We start from the raw sequence: 16343 nt of genomic DNA, 5'->3' as shown, positions 1-16343 counted from the left end.
TAACGGATTTGTCAGGTGAGTGAAAAAGAAATCGATCAGGCTCTGGTCGAGCGCGTACAGAAAGGCGACAAGGCAGCGTTCGAACTCCTGGTCTCCAAATACCACCGCAAGATCATTCGGCTGATCTCGCGCCTCGTGCGGGATCCCGCCGAGGTCGAGGATGTGGCCCAGGACGCGTTCATCAAGGCGTATCGTGCGCTGCCGCAATTTCGCGGCGAGTCGGCGTTCTACACGTGGTTGTACCGGATTGCCGTCAATACGGCGAAGAACTACCTTGCGACGCAGGGCCGGCGGGCACCGACCTCCACCGAGGCCGATGCCGAGGAAGCGGAAACTTTCTCCGACGCAGACCAACTAAGGGATATCAACACGCCTGAGTCGATGTTGATGAGCAAGCAGATTGCCGAGACGGTCAACGCTGCAATGGCCGTCCTGCCCGAAGAGCTGCGCCAGGCGATTACGCTGCGCGAGATCGAGGGCTTGAGCTACGAAGAGATCGCGGAAATGATGGATTGTCCGATCGGGACGGTCCGGTCGCGGATCTTCCGGGCGCGCGAGGCAATCGCTGCGAAATTGCGTCCGCTGCTCGATACGCCCGAAGGCAAGCGCTGGTAAGCGCGACGGGCGCAACGACGCGGGTCGGGGTCTATTACGGATAGAGTCGTGAAATCACGACGGGGTGTGTGCAAGATGGGGAGCATCATGGGGTCGGTCAATACGCAGTCGCAAGCGTGCTCGCGCGGCGAGCGCCTTTCCGCTCTGGTCGACGGTGAACTGTTCGACGGCCCGGATCACGGGCAGTTTCTGGCTGAGCTCGACCGCGCGGATCGCGCTGCGTGGGCCCATTACCACCTGATCGGCGATGCGCTGCGCTCGGACGAGCTCGCGCTGTCGCCCGCGCTGAGCGTCGCGTTCACCGCGCGCATGTCCGCCGCGCTCGAAAGCGAGCCGCACCTGCTCGCGCCGGCCGCCGCGCCGGTCGCGAGCAAGCTGCTGTCGCTGCGCCGGCGTGTCGTGCCCGCGTTCGCGGTGGCCGCCGCGGCAGCCACGCTGACGTGGATCGTCGTCCCGCAGATGCAGACGGCCGGTGTGCCGGGCGCCGTCCAGGTCGCATCGGCAGGCGCGCCGCAAGGCGGCAACCTGCAGCGCGTGACGGTTGCACAGGCATCCGCGCAGCCGGGCCTGCAGGACGTCAACATCATCCGCGACGCAAGTCTCGACCAATACCTTGAAGCGCATCAGCAATTCGCGCAGCAGCCCGTCGTCACGGGCTCGATGCCGCTGATCCGCGCTGCCGTGACCACCACGCCAGGCCAATAAACCCGATGCGGACATTGCAGTTGAATCACGCCATCTCCGGATGGAAGCGGCTGCCGGCTCTCCTGCTTTGCGCAGCCGCCCTGTTGTCCGTTCAATCCCTGCCTGCCAGCGCCCAGCAACCGGACGATCCCGTCGCGACCCGCAAGGGTGCGGCGGACTGGCTCGACCGCATCCAGCAGGCGGCGCAGCAGCAGAGCTACGAGGGTACGTTCGTCTACCAGCGCGGCGGGTATGTCCAGTCGTCGCGCATCGCGCATGTGGCGTCCCGCGACGGCGAGTTCGAGCGGATCGAGTCGCTCGACGGCAAGCCGCGCAAGGTGCTGCGGCATAACGACGAGCTGTACACGTTCGTGCCCGAGCGCAAGCTGTGCGTGGTCGAGCGCCGCCAGACGCGCGATTCGTTCCCCGCGCTGCTCGGTGCCGGCGGCGAGCACGTGATGTCCGTCTACGACGCGAAGCTGCTCGGCAAGGACCGTGTGGCCGGGATCGACGCGCAGGTAGTCGAACTCGTGCCGAAGGACGCGTACCGCTTCACCTACAAGCTGTGGGCCGACGCCCGCACCGGGCTGCTGCTGCGTTCGCAGACGCTCGATGCGAGCGATCACGTGCTCGAGCAGGTCGCGTTTTCGCAGCTGCAGACGGGCGGCGCGACCGGTGACAAATCCGCGATCGCGGCCGGCATGCGCAACCTGAGCGGCTGGACGGTGGTCCGCCCGCCGGTCGCGGCGGTCGACATGGAGGCGCAGGGCTGGCAGATCGCGCCGACCATCGCCGGCTTCCGGAAGATTCGCGAGGTGCGCCGGCCGATGGCCGCGCGCGACGCCGGCGATCCGCCGATTCCGGTCGATCAGGCCGTCTTCACGGACGGCCTCGCGACGATCTCCGTCTTCATCGAGCCGGCCGAAAAGAATACGCGCAAGGAAGGCGCGGGCAGCACCGGCGCGACCCACGTGCTCGTGAAGCGTCGCGGCGACTACTGGATCACCGTGCTCGGCGAAGTGCCGCCGGCCACGTTGCAGCAGTTCGCGTCTGCCATAGAATACAAGGCTTCCAAGTAACGCTACGGCTTCCGACATGACGAAACTCACGCTGCGCAAAGTGTTCGCGGCGGCGGTGCTGTGTGCCTGCCTGCCGCTCGCCCCGCATACCGCGGCCGCGGTCACGCCTCCCGCTGCCAGCCTTCCCGATTTCGCCGATCTGGTCGAAAAGGTCGGGCCGGCTGTCGTGAACATCCGGACCACCGCGAACGTGCCGACGCCCGGCCCGCGCGGCGTGCTCCCGCCAGGCTTCGATAATGGCGACATGTCGGAATTCTTCCGGCGCTTCTTCGGCATTCCGCTGCCGCAGGCGCCCGGCAACGGTGGTGGCGGCGGCAATGGCAATCCGAAGAACGCGCCGGCGCCGGACAATCCGCCCGACACCGAGCAGAACCGCGGTGTCGGTTCGGGCTTCATCGTGTCGGCTGACGGCTACGTGATGACCAACGCGCACGTCGTCGACGACGCGGACACCATCTACGTGACGCTGACCGACAAGCGCGAATTCAAGGCGAAGCTGATCGGCGTCGACGACCGCACGGACGTCGCGGTCGTCAAGATCCAGGCGTCGAACCTGCCGGTCGTCGCGATCGGCGATTCGAACAAGGTGCGCGTCGGCGAGTGGGTCGTCGCGATCGGTTCGCCGTTCGGCCTCGACAACACCGTGACGGCCGGCATCGTGAGTTCGAAGAGCCGCAACACGGGCGATTACCTGCCGTTCATCCAGACCGACGTCGCGGTGAACCCCGGCAACTCGGGCGGCCCGCTGATCAACATGCAGGGCGAGGTGATCGGCATCAACTCGCAGATCTACAGCCGCACCGGCGGTTTCATGGGCATTTCGTTCGCGATCCCGATCGACGAGGCGATGCGTGTGGCCGACCAGCTGAAGGCGACCGGCAAGGTCACGCGCGGCCGCATCGCGGTGGCGATCGGCGAGGTGACGAAGGACGTGGCCGACTCGATCGGGCTGCCGAAGGCGGAAGGCGCGCTCGTCAGCAGCGTCGAACCGGGCGGTCCGGCCGACAAGGCCGGTATCCAGCCGGGCGACATCATCCTGAAGTTCAACGGCCGGCCGGTCGATACGGCGTCGGATCTGCCGCGCATGGTCGGCGACACGAAGCCGGGCACCAAGGCGACGGTCAGCGTGTGGCGCAAGGGTCAGGCGCGCGATCTGCCGATCACGATCGCCGAGACGCCGGCCGAGACGACGGCGAAGGCCGAGCAGCGCAAGAGCGCGCCGCAGAAGCCGCGCCAGGCGAATTCGCTCGGCTTGACGGTCAGTGACCTTTCCGCGGATCAGCTGAAGTCGCTGAAGCTGAAGAACGGCGTGCAGATCGACGGCGTCGACGGCCCGGCGGCCCGAGCGGGGCTGCAGCGCGGCGACATCGTGCTGCGCGTCGGCGACACCGACATCACGAGCGCGAAGCAGTTCGCCGACGTGACCGCGCAGCTCGATCCGCAGAAGGCAGTCGCGGTGCTGGTGCGGCGCGGCGACAACACGCAGTTCGTGCCGGTGCGCCCGCGCGCGGTTCAGAAGTAACGCGCCGATGTTTACGCTCTACGGCCGCGGCTGGTGCCATCTGTGCGACGACCTGCGCGATGCGCTGGCGCCGGTGGCGGCCGAATTCGGCATCGCGGTCGACTACGTCGACATCGATGCGGATCCGGCACTCGTTGCGCGTTACGACGAGGACGTGCCGGTGCTGTTGCTGGACGGCACGGAAGTGTGCCGCCACCGGTTCGACGAGGCGAGGGTGCGCGGCGCGCTCGCGGCCCGGCGCTGAACCCGGCTCCGCTGCCGGCCGGCCGCGCGTTGCGCGGGGCTTCCGGCGGCGGACCCGCCGGCCAGGGCCTCCGGCGGGGCGTCCCTGGCGGGGCGTCCCAAATTACCGCCCGGCAAAGGCCTTTTCGGCTAAAATAAGCCGTTTTTTCACCGACTTACAAGGCGTGCTCCGCAGTCGTCGAGCGCGCCTTTTTCGCTTGATCGGCACTGAATGGATCATATTCGCAATTTCTCGATCATCGCGCACATCGACCATGGCAAGTCGACGCTCGCGGATCGCATCATCCAGGTATGCGGCGGCCTCGCCGACCGTGAAATGGAAGCGCAGGTGCTCGACTCGATGGATATCGAGCGCGAGCGCGGCATCACGATCAAGGCGCAGACGGCTGCACTGAGCTATCGCGCCCGCGACGGCAAGGTCTACAACCTCAACCTGATCGATACGCCGGGGCACGTCGACTTCTCGTACGAAGTCAGCCGTTCGCTGTCCGCGTGCGAAGGTGCGCTGCTCGTGGTCGACGCGAGCCAGGGCGTCGAGGCGCAGACGGTCGCGAACTGCTACACGGCGATCGAGCTCGGCGTCGAGGTCGTGCCGGTGCTGAACAAGATCGACCTGCCGGCCGCGAACCCCGAGAACGCGATCGAGGAAATCGAGGACGTGATCGGCATCGACGCGACCGACGCGACGCGTTGCAGCGCGAAGACGGGTCTCGGCGTCGAGGACGTGCTCGAAGCGCTGATCGCGAAGGTGCCGCCGCCGAAGGGCGATCCGGCCGCGCCGCTGCAGGCGCTGATCATCGACTCGTGGTTCGACAACTACGTCGGCGTCGTGATGCTCGTGCGGATCGTCAACGGCACGCTGCGTCCGAAGGACAAGATCAAGATGATGGCGACCGGCGCGCAGTATCCGGTCGAGCACGTCGGCGTGTTCACGCCGAAGTCGCGCAATCTCGACTCGCTGTCGGCGGGGCAGGTGGGCTTCATCATCGCCGGCATCAAGGAACTGACGGCCGCGAAGGTCGGCGACACCGTCACGCACGCGACCAAGGCGGCCGCCGAACCGCTGCCGGGCTTCAAGGAAGTGAAGCCGCAGGTGTTCGCGGGGCTGTATCCGGTCGAGGCGAACCAGTACGACGCGCTGCGCGAATCGCTCGAGAAGCTGAAGCTCAACGATGCATCGCTGCAGTACGAGCCGGAAGTGTCGCAGGCACTCGGCTTCGGTTTCCGCTGCGGCTTCCTCGGGCTGCTGCACATGGAAATCGTGCAGGAGCGACTCGAGCGCGAGTTCGACATGGACCTCATCACGACCGCACCGACGGTCGTCTACGAGGTCGTGCAGAGCGACGGCTCGACGATCATGGTCGAGAACCCGGCGAAGATGCCGGAGCCCGGCCGCATCGCCGAAGTGCGCGAGCCGATCGTCACCGTGAACCTGTACATGCCGCAGGACTACGTCGGTTCCGTGATCACGCTGTGCGAGCAGAAGCGTGGCTCGCAGATCAACATGCAGTATCACGGCCGCCAGGTGCAGCTCACGTACGAAATCCCGATGGCCGAGATCGTGCTCGACTTCTTCGATCGCCTGAAGTCGGTGTCGCGCGGCTACGCGTCGATGGACTACGAGTTCAAGGAATACCGTTCGTCGGACGTCGTGAAGGTCGACATGCTGATCAACGGCGACAAGGTCGACGCGCTGTCGATCATCGTGCACCGGTCGCAGTCGCAATACCGCGGTCGCGAGGTCGCCGCGAAGATGCGCGAGATCATTCCGCGCCAGATGTACGACGTGGCGATCCAGGCCGCGATCGGCGCGCACATCGTCGCACGCGAGAACATCAAGGCACTGCGCAAGAACGTGCTCGCGAAGTGCTACGGCGGCGACATCACGCGAAAGAAGAAACTGCTCGAGAAGCAGAAAGAAGGTAAGAAACGCATGAAGCAGGTGGGTTCGGTCGAGATCCCGCAGGAGGCGTTCCTCGCGATCTTGCGCGTCGAAGACAAATAACAGGACTGATCCTTTTATGAATTTTGCGCTGATTCTTTTTGTGCTCGTCGTCGTGACGGGCGTAGCGTGGGTGTTGGACAAACTGGTGTTCCTGCCGCAGCGGCGCAAGGCGGCCGACGCGGCGATCGAGGAGTTCGATCGTCAGCAGTCGCGTATCGACGAGCGTTTCGCGGACGAAAACGCGGGGCAGACGCGTTCGAAGCTGCGCGACGAAAAGCTGCGCCAGCCGTGGTGGCTCGAGTACACCGCGAGCTTCTTCCCGGTGATCCTGGCCGTGTTCGTCGTGCGTTCGTTCATCGTCGAGCCGTTCAAGATCCCGTCGGGCTCGATGGTGCCGACGCTGCTGGTCGGCGACTTCATCCTCGTCAACAAGTTCGAATACGGCCTGCGCATGCCGATCACGAACACCAAGATCACGCAGGGCAGCCCGCTGTCGCGCGGCGACGTCGTCGTGTTCCGTTATCCGAAGGACGAGTCGGTCGACTACATCAAGCGCGTGATCGGCCTGCCGGGCGACACGGTCGCTTACCAGGACAAGCAACTGACGATCAACGGCCAGCCGGTGCCCGAAACGCCGCTGCCGGATTTCTTCGACGACGAGCGCCAGAACTATGCGAAGCAGTTCGAGGAAACGATCGGCACGAAGAAGAACGCGATCCTCAACAATCCCGCCGTGCCGCCGTTCGTGATGGGCGCCTACGACTATCCGTATCGTGACAACTGCACGTACAACAGCCGCGGCGTGATCTGCAAGGTGCCGGCCGGTCACTACTTCATGATGGGCGACAACCGCGACAACAGCGCGGACAGCCGCTACTGGGGTTTCGTGCCGGACAACAACATCGTCGGCCGCGCGTTCTTCATCTGGATGAACTTCGGCGACCTGAAGCGCATCGGTTCCTTCAACTGACCGTATTCGACTCGCACGCAATATGCGACGCACGGGCCGCGTCGCGTATTGCCGAACTACTTTAAGAACCGGCGGCAACACCGCCCCGTCACGCCTTTTCGCGTCCGGCCGTGCCGTTTCGGCCCGACCGGCGCCCGCGTTATACTCCTGCACATGCCCCTATCCCAGTTGGAAAGCCGGCTGCGCTACGAATTTCGCAATGCGGAATTGTTGCGCCAGGCTTTGACCCATCGCAGTCACAGTGCCACGCACAACGAACGGCTCGAGTTTCTCGGCGATTCCGTTCTGAATTGCGCGGTGGCCGCCCTTTTGTTCCAGCGTTTCAGCAAGCTGGACGAAGGCGACCTGTCGCGCGTGCGCGCCAACCTCGTCAAGCAGCAGTCGCTGTATGAAATCGCTCAGGCCCTGAATATTTCCGAAGGGTTGCGGCTGGGCGAGGGCGAGTTGCGCAGCGGCGGCTTCCGTCGCCCGTCGATCCTCGCGGACGCGTTCGAAGCCATCATCGGGGCGGTATTCCTCGATGGCGGCTTCGAAGCCGCCCAAGGGGTCATCAAGCGCCTCTATATCCCGATTCTCGACCACATCGATCCGCGCACGCTCGGCAAGGACGCGAAGACGCTGCTGCAGGAATACCTGCAGGGGCACAAGATCGCGCTGCCGACCTACACGGTCGTCGCGACCCATGGTGCGGCGCACAATCAGCAGTTCGAGGTCGAATGCACGGTGCCGAAGCTCGACGTGAAGGTGTCGGGCTCCGGCGCGAGCCGGCGGGCGGCCGAGCAGGCCGCCGCGAAGAAGGCGCTCGACGAGGTGCTGGCGGCCGCGCCGATGCTCGCTTCGAAGCCGAAGCGTTCGAAGAACGCACGCGGGTCGAAGCATGTCGAGCCTGAAATCGTGCCCGGCGTGAAGGGGGTGCAGGAAGCGCTCGACCTGCGTTCTCCGGAACGCAAGGAGCGTGCGGCGGCGCGCGACGCGAAGGCGGCCGCTGCCGCGTCCGCAGCGGCCGATGCCGGCGCACAGCCGGGCGACCGGCCGGCGCAGGCGCCGATGGCCGCGATTCGCGCGGCGCATGTCGATACAGCCGCGGACAAGGCCGACCGGCCCGCGAAGCCGACGGCCGACAAGCCTGCCGAGAAACCTGCCGACAAGGCGACCGACAAACCGTCAGACAAGCCCGCGGATCGCAGCGAACCCGGCGCGCGCGCGGCGGACAAGCCTGCCGAACGCGCCGACAAGCCAGCCGAAGGCGCGCCCCGCGCAGCCGACAAGCCGGCGGGTCAGGCGACCGATCCGGCTGTGTCGTCCGCCGACAAGCCTGCTGCCGGTGCCGACGCCGCTTCGCGCGCGACGCCGCGCGCCCGCGACGCCGCGGCACCCGACACCGAGACGCCGCAGGGCGGCGCCAGCCTCGCTGCCGCGCAGGCGCGCGTGGCCGATGCCGATCACTGAATTGCCCATCGATCGTGCCGCGCGTCGCGCGGCCGTTTCCGAACCTGTCTCCCAAACGATATGAACACTCCCGCTCCTACCGGTTTCCGTTGCGGCATGATCGCGATCGTGGGCCGCCCGAACGTCGGCAAGTCGACGTTGATGAACGCACTCGTCGGCCAGAAGATCAGCATCACGTCGCGCAAGGCGCAAACCACGCGCCATCGCATCACCGGCATCAACACGTTCGACGACGCGCAATTCGTGTTCGTCGACACGCCGGGCTTCCAGACCCGTCACAGCACCGCGCTGAACCGCTCGCTGAACCGCGCGGTCACGTCGACGCTCACGTCGGTCGACGTGATCCTGTTCGTGATCGAGGCCGGCCGCTTCGGGCCCGACGACCAGAAGGTGCTCGACCTGATCCCGCCCGGCATGCCGACGCTGCTGATCGCGAACAAGATCGACCGCGTGAACGACAAGGCCACGCTGTTCCCGTTCATGCAGAAGGTGAGCGAGCTGCGCGAATTCACCGAGCTCGTGCCGCTGTCGGCGCAGAAGCCGGAAGACATCAAGCGCCTGCTGGACACGATCAAGCCGTACCTGCCGGAAGGCGAGCCGATCTACGGCGAGGACGAGCTGACCGACCGCAGCTCGCGCTTTCTCGCGGCCGAAATCCTGCGCGAGAAGGTGTTCCGCTGGACCGGCGACGAACTGCCGTACACGAGCACCGTCCTGATCGACAAGTTCGAGGAGGAAGGGCGCCTGAAGCGCATCTTCGCGACGATCCTCGTCGAACGCGATTCGCACAAGGCGATGGTGATCGGCAAGAAGGGCGAGAAGCTCAAGCAGATCAGCACCGAGGCGCGGATGGACATGGAGAAGCTGTTCGACGGCCCCGTGTACCTCGAGACCTTCGTGAAGGTGAAGAGCGGCTGGGCCGACAACGAGGCGGGGCTGCGTGCCTATGGGTACGAATGACGCGCTGACGTCGACCGAAGATGCGGTGACCGCCGGCGCGAACGACGCGCCGTTGCCGGCACCGCCCGAACCGCCGCGTCGCAAGGCGCGGCGCGCGACCTCTCGCACGTCCGATTTCCGCGTCGCCGAGCAGCCGGCGTTCGTGCTGCACAGCTATCCGTACCGTGAAACGAGCCTGATCATCGACGTGCTGACGCGCGATCACGGCCGGCTCGCGCTCGTCGCGAAGGGCGCGAAGCGCCCGCACTCCGCGCTGCGCGGCGTGCTGCAGACGTTCCAGCCGCTGCTGCTGTCCTGGTCGGGCAAATCCGAAGTGCGCACGCTGACGGGCGCCGAATGGGTCGGCGGGATGCTGCCGCTCGGCGGCGACGGGCTGCTGTGCGGCTTCTACGCGAACGAGCTGCTCGTGAAATTCTGCGCGCGCGAGGATCCGCAGCCGCCGCTCTTCAATCATTACGTGCTGACCTTGACGCGCCTCGCGCACGGCGAGCCCGCGGTGCAGGTGCTGCGCTCGTTCGAGCGCGTGCTGCTGCGCGAGACCGGCTATGCGATGGCGCTGAACCGCACGGTCGCGCGCCGGGCGGTCGAGCCCGATCGCCGCTACGTGTTCGATCCCGAGCGCGGCGTGCGCAATGCGGACGACGACGTGCCGTCGCACTGGCCGGTGATTACCGGACAGACGTTGCTCGACATGGAGCAGGACGATTACCATCGAGCCCAGACGGTCGCGCAAAGCAAGACGCTGATGCGCTTCCTGCTGAACACCTATCTCGGCGGTACGCCGCTTGCCACGCGTCAGATCCTGATCGACCTGCAAAACCTATGAGCTTCTTCCTGACAACGCCCACCGTCATCGACCTCGGCGTGAACATCGACCACGTCGCGACGCTGCGCAACGCGCGCGGCACGGCCTATCCCGATCCGATCCGCGCGGCGCTCGCCGCCGAAGAGGCCGGTGCGGACGCGATCACGCTGCACCTGCGCGAGGACCGCCGCCACATCGTCGACGCCGACGTGCGCACGTTGCGCCCGCTGCTGAAGACGCGGATGAACCTCGAATGCGCGGTGACGGCCGAGATGCTCGACATCGCATGCGAAGTGCGTCCGCACGACGCGTGCCTCGTGCCCGAGAAGCGCGAGGAACTGACGACCGAAGGCGGTCTCGACGTCGCCGGCCGCTTCGAGGCCGTGCGTGCGGCATGCAGGCAGCTCGCCGACGCCGGCGTGCGCGTGTCGCTGTTCATCGATCCGGACGAAACACAGATCCGTGCCGCGCACGAAGCCGGCGCGCCGGTGGTCGAGCTGCATACCGGCCGCTATGCCGATGCGCACGACGAAGGCGAGCAGCAGCGCGAATACGAACGCATCGTCGCGGGCGTGCAGGCCGGCGCGCAACTGGGCCTGAAGGTCAACGCCGGTCACGGACTGCATTACACGAACGTGCAGCAGATCGCCGCGATCGACGGCATCGTCGAGCTGAACATCGGCCACGCGATCGTCGCGCACGCGATCTTCGCGGGCTGGGACAACGCGGTGCGCGAGATGAAGGCGATCATGGTCGCCGCGCGCGTGGCCGCGCTGCACGGCGGCGCGCGCTGACGATGCATTCCGTGCGCGCGCGCTTCGCTCGTCACCCGGCGTCGTCCGTGCGTCACGGCGGGCGCTGACATGGCGATCTACGGCATCGGTACCGACATCGTCCAGGTGAGCCGCATCGCGGCCGTGCTCGAGCGCACGGGCGGCCGGTTTGCCGAGAAGGTGCTGGGCCCCGACGAGCTGCGCGTGTTCCATGCGCGCCGCGCGCGCTCCGAGGCGCGCGGCATCGCGTTTCTCGCGACGCGCTTTTCCGCGAAGGAAGCGTTCTCGAAGGCGATCGGGCTCGGCATGCACTGGCCGATGACGTGGCGCGCGCTGCAGACCCTCAACCAGCGCAGCGGCGAACCGTACGTCGTCGCGTCGGGTGAACTGGCCGACTGGCTCGCCGCGCGCGGCATCACGGCGCGCGTGACGGTCAGCGACGAACGCGACTACGCGGTGTCGTTCGTGGTCGCCGAGACCGACGCAGCGCCGCCTGCACCCGCACCTGTTTCCCGAACCACTCCCTGACGGACTTTCCGATTCGATGAAAACGACTCCCGGCCCGGTCATGCTCGACGTCGTCGGCACGGCCCTGTCGCGCGACGATGCGCGGCGCCTTGCGCATCCGAACACCGGCGGCGTGATCCTGTTCGCGCGGCATTTCCAGAACCGTGCGCAGCTGAGCGCGCTGACCGACTCGATCCGCGCGGTGCGCGAGGACATCCTGATCGCCGTCGATCACGAAGGCGGCCGCGTGCAGCGGTTCCGCACCGACGGCTTCACGGTGTTGCCGGCGATGCGCCGCCTCGGCGAACTGTGGGACCGCGACGTGCTGCTCGCGACGAAGGTCGCGACCGCGGTCGGCTACATCCTGGCGGCCGAGCTGCGCGCATGCGGCATCGACATGAGCTTCACGCCGGTGCTCGATCTCGACTACGGGCACTCGAAGGTGATCGGCGATCGTGCGTTCCATCGCGACCCGCGCGTCGTCACGCTGCTCGCGAAGAGCCTCAACCACGGGCTGTCGCTCGCCGGCATGGCGAACTGCGGCAAGCATTTCCCGGGGCACGGCTTTGCGGAAGCCGATTCGCACGTCGCGCTGCCGACCGACGACCGGCCGCTCGACGCGATCCTCAAGCAGGACGTCGCGCCGTACGACTGGCTCGGCCTCGCGCTGACCGCGGTGATTCCCGCACACGTGATCTACACGCAGGTCGACAAGCGGCCGGCCGGCTTCTCGCGCGTGTGGCTGCAGGACATCCTGCGCGGGCAGCTCGGCTTCACGGGCGCGATCTTCAGCGACGACCTGTCGATGGAGGCGGCACGCGAGGGCGGCACGCTCACGCAGGCGGCCGACGCGGCGCTCGCCGCCGGTTGCGACATGGTGCTCGTCTGCAACCAGCCGGATGCGGCCGAAGTCGTGCTGAACGGCCTGAAGGCGCAGGCGTCGGCCGAGTCGGTGCGGCGCATCAAGCGGATGCGGGCGCGCGGCAAGCCGCTCAAGTGGGACAAGCTGATCGCGCAGCCTGAGTATCTGCAGGCGCAGGCGCTGTTGAGCAGCGCACTGGCGTAAGCGGGAAGGGCGGCGCGAAGCCGCCGGTCCCGTTGCCGAAGCAAAAAAGCCGCGCTTTTGCGCGGCTTTTTCCATTGACGGCGAAGCGCGGGGCGACACGTCCTTGCGCAACTAACCGTCAGCTCCGGCCGGCGCCCCGAACAACGGCCGCCCGGTCAGTTGACCTTCATCCGCTGCAACTTGTTGTACAGCGTCTTGGGGCTGATGCCGAGCAGCGTCGCCGCGCGATGGCGCGTGCCGCCGACCGCGTCGAGCGTCGCGCGGATCAGCAGATCCTCGACGTCGGACAGCGGGGTGCCGACCTTGATCTGCACGCTGCTGCCGTTCAGCGCGGCGCCGGCCGCGAAGCTTGCTTCGCCCGCGCGCAGCGTTTCGATGAAATCGCCGGATGCGTCATAGGCGAAGCGCACGCGCTCCTGCAGTTCGCGCACGTTGCCGGGCCATTCGTAGGACACGCATTCGCGCACGAAGCCCGGCGCCGCGCGCTTGTCGGTCGTGCTGCGGCCGGTGCCGCGCGCTTCGCGGTTGAGGTCGTCGATCAGCGCGTCCGCGATGGCGAGGACATCGCCGTCGCGTTCGCGCAGCGGCGGCATCGTGATCGATGCCGCATCGAGACGCAGCCACAGATCCTCGCGCAGCATGCCGTTCGCGACCGCCTCGCGGGCCGGGCGGCGCGTGGTCGCGATCAGCCGGAAGTCGCTCGCGATCGAGCTCGTGCCACCGATCCGCATGAAGTTCTGCGAGTCGAGCGCATGCAGCAGCGCTTCCTGCAGCACGAGCGGCAGGGCGGTGATCTCGTCGAGGAAGAGCGTGCCGCCGCCGGCCTGTTCGAACAGGCCCGACTCGCGCCGCTCGGCACCGTCGAACGCGCCGCGTTCATGGCCGAACAGCACGCTGTCGAGCGACGCGCCGTGGCGTCCGGCCTGGGCGATCGTGCGGCAGTCGAACGACACGAACGGCCCCTTGCGGCGCCGGCTCAGGTCGTGCAGCGTGCGCGCGGCCAGCTTCTTGCCGGTGCCGGCTTCGCCGGTGAACAGCACGGCCGTTTCGGTGCCCGCGTTGTGCTCGATCATGTCGTACACGTGCTGCATCGCCTCGCTGCGGCCGACCAGCGCGCCGAAGCGGCCGAGGTGGCGCAGCGACGCGCGCAGCGTCCGCACTTCGTCGATCAGTTCGTAGGGGCGCGGAATCCGGGCCAGCAGGCTGCGCAGGCGCGGAATGTTGATCGGCTTCAGCAGGTAGTCCCAGATGCCGTGACGCAGGCCTTCGATCGCGCTCTCGACCGTCGCGTTGCCCGTCAGCACGATCACCGGCAGCGAGCCGTTCGGCTGCTGCTGCGGCAGGTGCTGGAGCAGGTCGAATCCGCTGCCGTCCGGCAGGTTCAGGTCGACCAGGACGACATCGGGAATCGAGCGGCCGAGCGCCGTGCGTGCCTCGGCGAGCGACGTGGCCGTGTCGACCGAGAAGCCGTCTGCGGCGAGCAGCGCGGTCAGGCCGGACAGACTGTTGGGATCGTCTTCGACAATCAGGGCGTGTGGCATGGTGGACGCGAGTCGAGTCAAGAGAGGCGGGCTGTCGGCCATCGGAGCCGGCCGCAGCCGCATGTCAGATTAAAAACTGATTTTATGCCCCGCTGAACGCCTGACGTGCATTATTTCTTTCACGCTATAAAACAGTTACCGATGATACAAATTGAATACCTTTAATGCTGGATTTCGTGCTGTCCATGGTGCCGACGCCCGCTGCTGTTGACGCCAGACAAACAAAAAGCGCCCCGAAGGGCGCTTTGTTCGATCCGGCAATCGCAGGCGATTACGCGCGGCTGCGATATTCGTTCGTACGCGTATCGATTTCGATCTTGTCGCCGGTATTGCAGAACAGCGGCACTTGCAGTTCGAAGCCCGTTGCGAGCTTGGCGTTCTTCAGCACCTTGCCCGACGACGTGTCGCCCTTGACGGCCGGTTCCGTGTAGGTGATCTCGCGAACCAGGATCGTCGGCAGTTCGACCGAGATCGCCTTCTCGTTGTAGAACACGACTTCGCACGCCATGCCGTCTTCGAGGTAGTTCAGCGCTTCGCCCATCATTTCCGCTTCGACTTCGTACTGGTTGTAGTCGGCGTCCATGAACACGTACATCGGGTCGGCGAAGTACGAGTACGTCACTTCCTTGCGGTCGAGCACGACGACGTCGAACTTGTCGTCAGCCTTGTAGACCGATTCCTGGCCTGCGTTCGTCAGCAGGTTCTTCATCTTCATCTTGACGACGGCGGAGTTGCGGCCCGACTTGTTGTATTCCGCCTTTGCGATGACCCATGCTTCGCTGCCGATCTGCACGACGTTGCCTACGCGGAGTTCCTGTGCGGTCTTCATAAAAACTGTCCTGATCCAATCAAATAAATAGGTGCCTGAGCGTTGCGCAACGGCTGACGGCGCAAGCGGCGGTGCGTTCCGGTAGGTGCCAAGAGCCCCAAACGCGAGCGCTTGCGTGGTCAGCCGTCGGATAACCGCTTATTTTAACTGAGATTTTGCGTATTCCGCCAGCTTTCCGGCGAGATCGCCGACGCTCGCCAGCGCGTCGGCCCAGCGCGCCGCGTTGGCATCCAGTGCGGCACGGTGTTGCAGCAAATCGGCCCAGTCGGGCGTGCCGGCGCCGTTCCATGCATGCCAGAAGCGCGCGAGCGCCGCGCGCGGCGCATCGGCGAGGCCGGCCGACAGATGCGCGAGCGCGGCGTCGAGCTTCGGCAGGTGCGCATCGTCGGCCTGCGGGTAGATGTGCCATACGAACGGCTTGCGCGCCCACTGCGCGCGGACGAACGAGTCCTCGCCGCGCACGAAGTTGACGTCGGCCACCCACAGCAGCGGGTCGTAGTCGGCCTGCGGGACGAACGCGAGCCCGTACGCGGTCAGATTGCCGCGGCTTGCGTGCGCGCCGGCGCCGAACGATTCGACCCCGAAGAAGCGGGCGACGGCCGGCGACACGCGGCCGGCGGGCACGAGCGCGACGACGGGCGACGCGCCGTCGCGCCACTGCGCGAGCAGCGCGTCGACGCCCGGATTCTCATACGCGAACAGGCTGACGACGGTCGTGCCCGGCGCCGGTGGCGCGTCGCCCGTCGCATGCCGCCACCAGGCGGTGCGCGCCGCCGCGTCGGCTTCGAAGGCCGTGCGGCGCGCGTCGAGGTCGCGTTCCTTCAGCACGCCGCCCGTGCCGGCCGACAGTCCCGGGAAGAAGAACGTCTTCAGCAGCGGATAGCGTGGATGCGGCGACGGCCGCAAATGGAAATCGGCGACCCAGTCCTCGGCGCTCAGGTATTCGAGGTTGATCCACACCGGGCGGCGCGCGCGGCGCGCCATCGCGGCGAGATACGCGCCGGGCAGCTCGCATGCGAAGGCCTCGATCACGACGTCGGCGATCTCCAGTGCGTCGCCGACTTCCGCATGCCAGTGCTCGATCACGACGCCGTCGAGCGTCTGCCGCCCCGCATCGGGATCGACCCCCGGCAGCAGCCGCGCGAACGTGCGCAGGTCGTCGATGAACAGGCGCACCTGCCAGCCGTGCTCGTGCGCGAGCTGGCGGGCGAGGCGCCAGCACACGCCGATGTCGCCGAAGTTGTCGATCACGGTGCAGAAGAGGTCGCACGCGATCGGTTCGTCGGGTGCGAGCGGCGCAGGAGAGGCAGGGGAGGCGGGGGCGGTGCGGGGCATCGAAGCGGACCGGTGAATGC

At 66.7% G+C, this 16343-nt stretch carries 16 protein-coding genes; 13 read left to right on the top strand and 3 right to left on the bottom strand.

Annotation, left to right across the window (positions count from 1 at the left end; genetic code table 11):
- Positions 1 to 15: 15 nt before the first annotated feature.
- The 13 genes from rpoE to nagZ all read left to right on the top strand — a co-directional run bounded on the left by rpoE (position 16) and on the right by nagZ (position 12618).
- Positions 16 to 615, top strand: coding sequence for an RNA polymerase sigma factor RpoE (gene rpoE / locus PL79_RS24150; protein WP_006752490.1), 600 nt, complete (start codon positions 16 to 18; stop codon positions 613 to 615).
- A gap of 87 nt (positions 616 to 702) precedes the next feature.
- Entirely contained in the window at positions 703 to 1320 is a 618-nt protein-coding gene (locus tag PL79_RS24145) for a sigma-E factor negative regulatory protein (RefSeq protein ID WP_044844770.1), read from the top strand.
- Between the two features lie 5 nt (positions 1321 to 1325).
- Positions 1326 to 2378: a MucB/RseB C-terminal domain-containing protein gene (locus PL79_RS24140; protein ID WP_044844769.1), complete on the top strand. Its 1053-nt coding sequence runs from the start codon at positions 1326 to 1328 to the stop codon at positions 2376 to 2378.
- Positions 2379 to 2394: 16 nt separating this feature from the next.
- The gene (locus PL79_RS24135; protein WP_044844768.1) at positions 2395 to 3900 is read left to right on the top strand and encodes a DegQ family serine endoprotease; all 1506 of its coding nucleotides are present in this window, start codon (positions 2395 to 2397) and stop codon (positions 3898 to 3900) included.
- A 7-nt stretch (positions 3901 to 3907) separates the two neighbouring features.
- Positions 3908 to 4144 carry a glutaredoxin family protein gene (locus tag PL79_RS24130; protein ID WP_044844767.1) on the top strand — a complete coding sequence of 79 codons (237 nt, stop codon included), beginning with the start codon at positions 3908 to 3910 and terminating at the stop codon, positions 4142 to 4144.
- A gap of 210 nt (positions 4145 to 4354) precedes the next feature.
- Positions 4355 to 6148, top strand: coding sequence for a translation elongation factor 4 (gene lepA, locus PL79_RS24125; RefSeq protein WP_044844766.1), 1794 nt, complete (start codon positions 4355 to 4357; stop codon positions 6146 to 6148).
- A 16-nt stretch (positions 6149 to 6164) separates the two neighbouring features.
- On the top strand, positions 6165 to 7058 hold the full coding sequence (gene lepB / locus PL79_RS24120) for a signal peptidase I (protein WP_044844765.1): 894 nt from the start codon (positions 6165 to 6167) through the stop codon (positions 7056 to 7058).
- 153 nt (positions 7059 to 7211) lie between these two features.
- The gene (gene rnc / locus PL79_RS24115; RefSeq protein WP_044844764.1) at positions 7212 to 8507 is read left to right on the top strand and encodes a ribonuclease III; all 1296 of its coding nucleotides are present in this window, start codon (positions 7212 to 7214) and stop codon (positions 8505 to 8507) included.
- 60 nt (positions 8508 to 8567) lie between these two features.
- Entirely contained in the window at positions 8568 to 9467 is a 900-nt protein-coding gene (era, locus tag PL79_RS24110) for a GTPase Era (protein ID WP_006476493.1), read from the top strand.
- Positions 9454 to 10293, top strand: a complete 840-nt coding sequence (gene recO, locus PL79_RS24105) for a DNA repair protein RecO (RefSeq protein WP_014897645.1) — start codon at positions 9454 to 9456, stop codon at positions 10291 to 10293. Before era ends, recO begins: the two co-directional genes overlap by 14 nt.
- Positions 10290 to 11066 (top strand): pyridoxine 5'-phosphate synthase, encoded by a 777-nt coding sequence (gene pdxJ / locus PL79_RS24100; protein ID WP_044844763.1) that lies wholly within the window; start codon positions 10290 to 10292, stop codon positions 11064 to 11066. Before recO ends, pdxJ begins: the two co-directional genes overlap by 4 nt.
- A 69-nt stretch (positions 11067 to 11135) precedes the next feature.
- Positions 11136 to 11573, top strand: a complete 438-nt coding sequence (gene acpS, locus PL79_RS24095) for a holo-ACP synthase (RefSeq protein WP_044844762.1) — start codon at positions 11136 to 11138, stop codon at positions 11571 to 11573.
- 16 nt (positions 11574 to 11589) lie between these two features.
- On the top strand, positions 11590 to 12618 hold the full coding sequence (nagZ, locus tag PL79_RS24090; RefSeq protein ID WP_044844761.1) for a beta-N-acetylhexosaminidase: 1029 nt from the start codon (positions 11590 to 11592) through the stop codon (positions 12616 to 12618).
- A 155-nt stretch (positions 12619 to 12773) separates the two neighbouring features.
- Here nagZ and PL79_RS24085 read toward each other — a convergent pair whose 3' ends face one another.
- From PL79_RS24085 to earP, 3 genes are all read right to left on the bottom strand, one after another.
- Complete coding sequence (locus PL79_RS24085; RefSeq protein ID WP_044844760.1) at positions 12774 to 14159, bottom strand: sigma-54-dependent transcriptional regulator; 1386 nt, start codon at positions 14157 to 14159, stop codon at positions 12774 to 12776.
- A gap of 271 nt (positions 14160 to 14430) precedes the next feature.
- Positions 14431 to 14988: an elongation factor P gene (efp, locus tag PL79_RS24080; protein ID WP_044844759.1), complete on the bottom strand. Its 558-nt coding sequence runs from the start codon at positions 14986 to 14988 to the stop codon at positions 14431 to 14433.
- A gap of 138 nt (positions 14989 to 15126) precedes the next feature.
- Positions 15127 to 16323 (bottom strand): elongation factor P maturation arginine rhamnosyltransferase EarP, encoded by a 1197-nt coding sequence (gene earP / locus PL79_RS24075; protein WP_044844758.1) that lies wholly within the window; start codon positions 16321 to 16323, stop codon positions 15127 to 15129.
- Positions 16324 to 16343: the final 20 nt, after the last annotated feature.

It is taken from the genome of Burkholderia sp. USMB20, from assembly GCF_000949135.2.
GTDB lineage: Bacteria > Pseudomonadota > Gammaproteobacteria > Burkholderiales > Burkholderiaceae > Burkholderia.
Note: the sequence above shows the minus strand (reverse complement) of the source record. Positions and strands in the feature narration are given on the sequence as shown.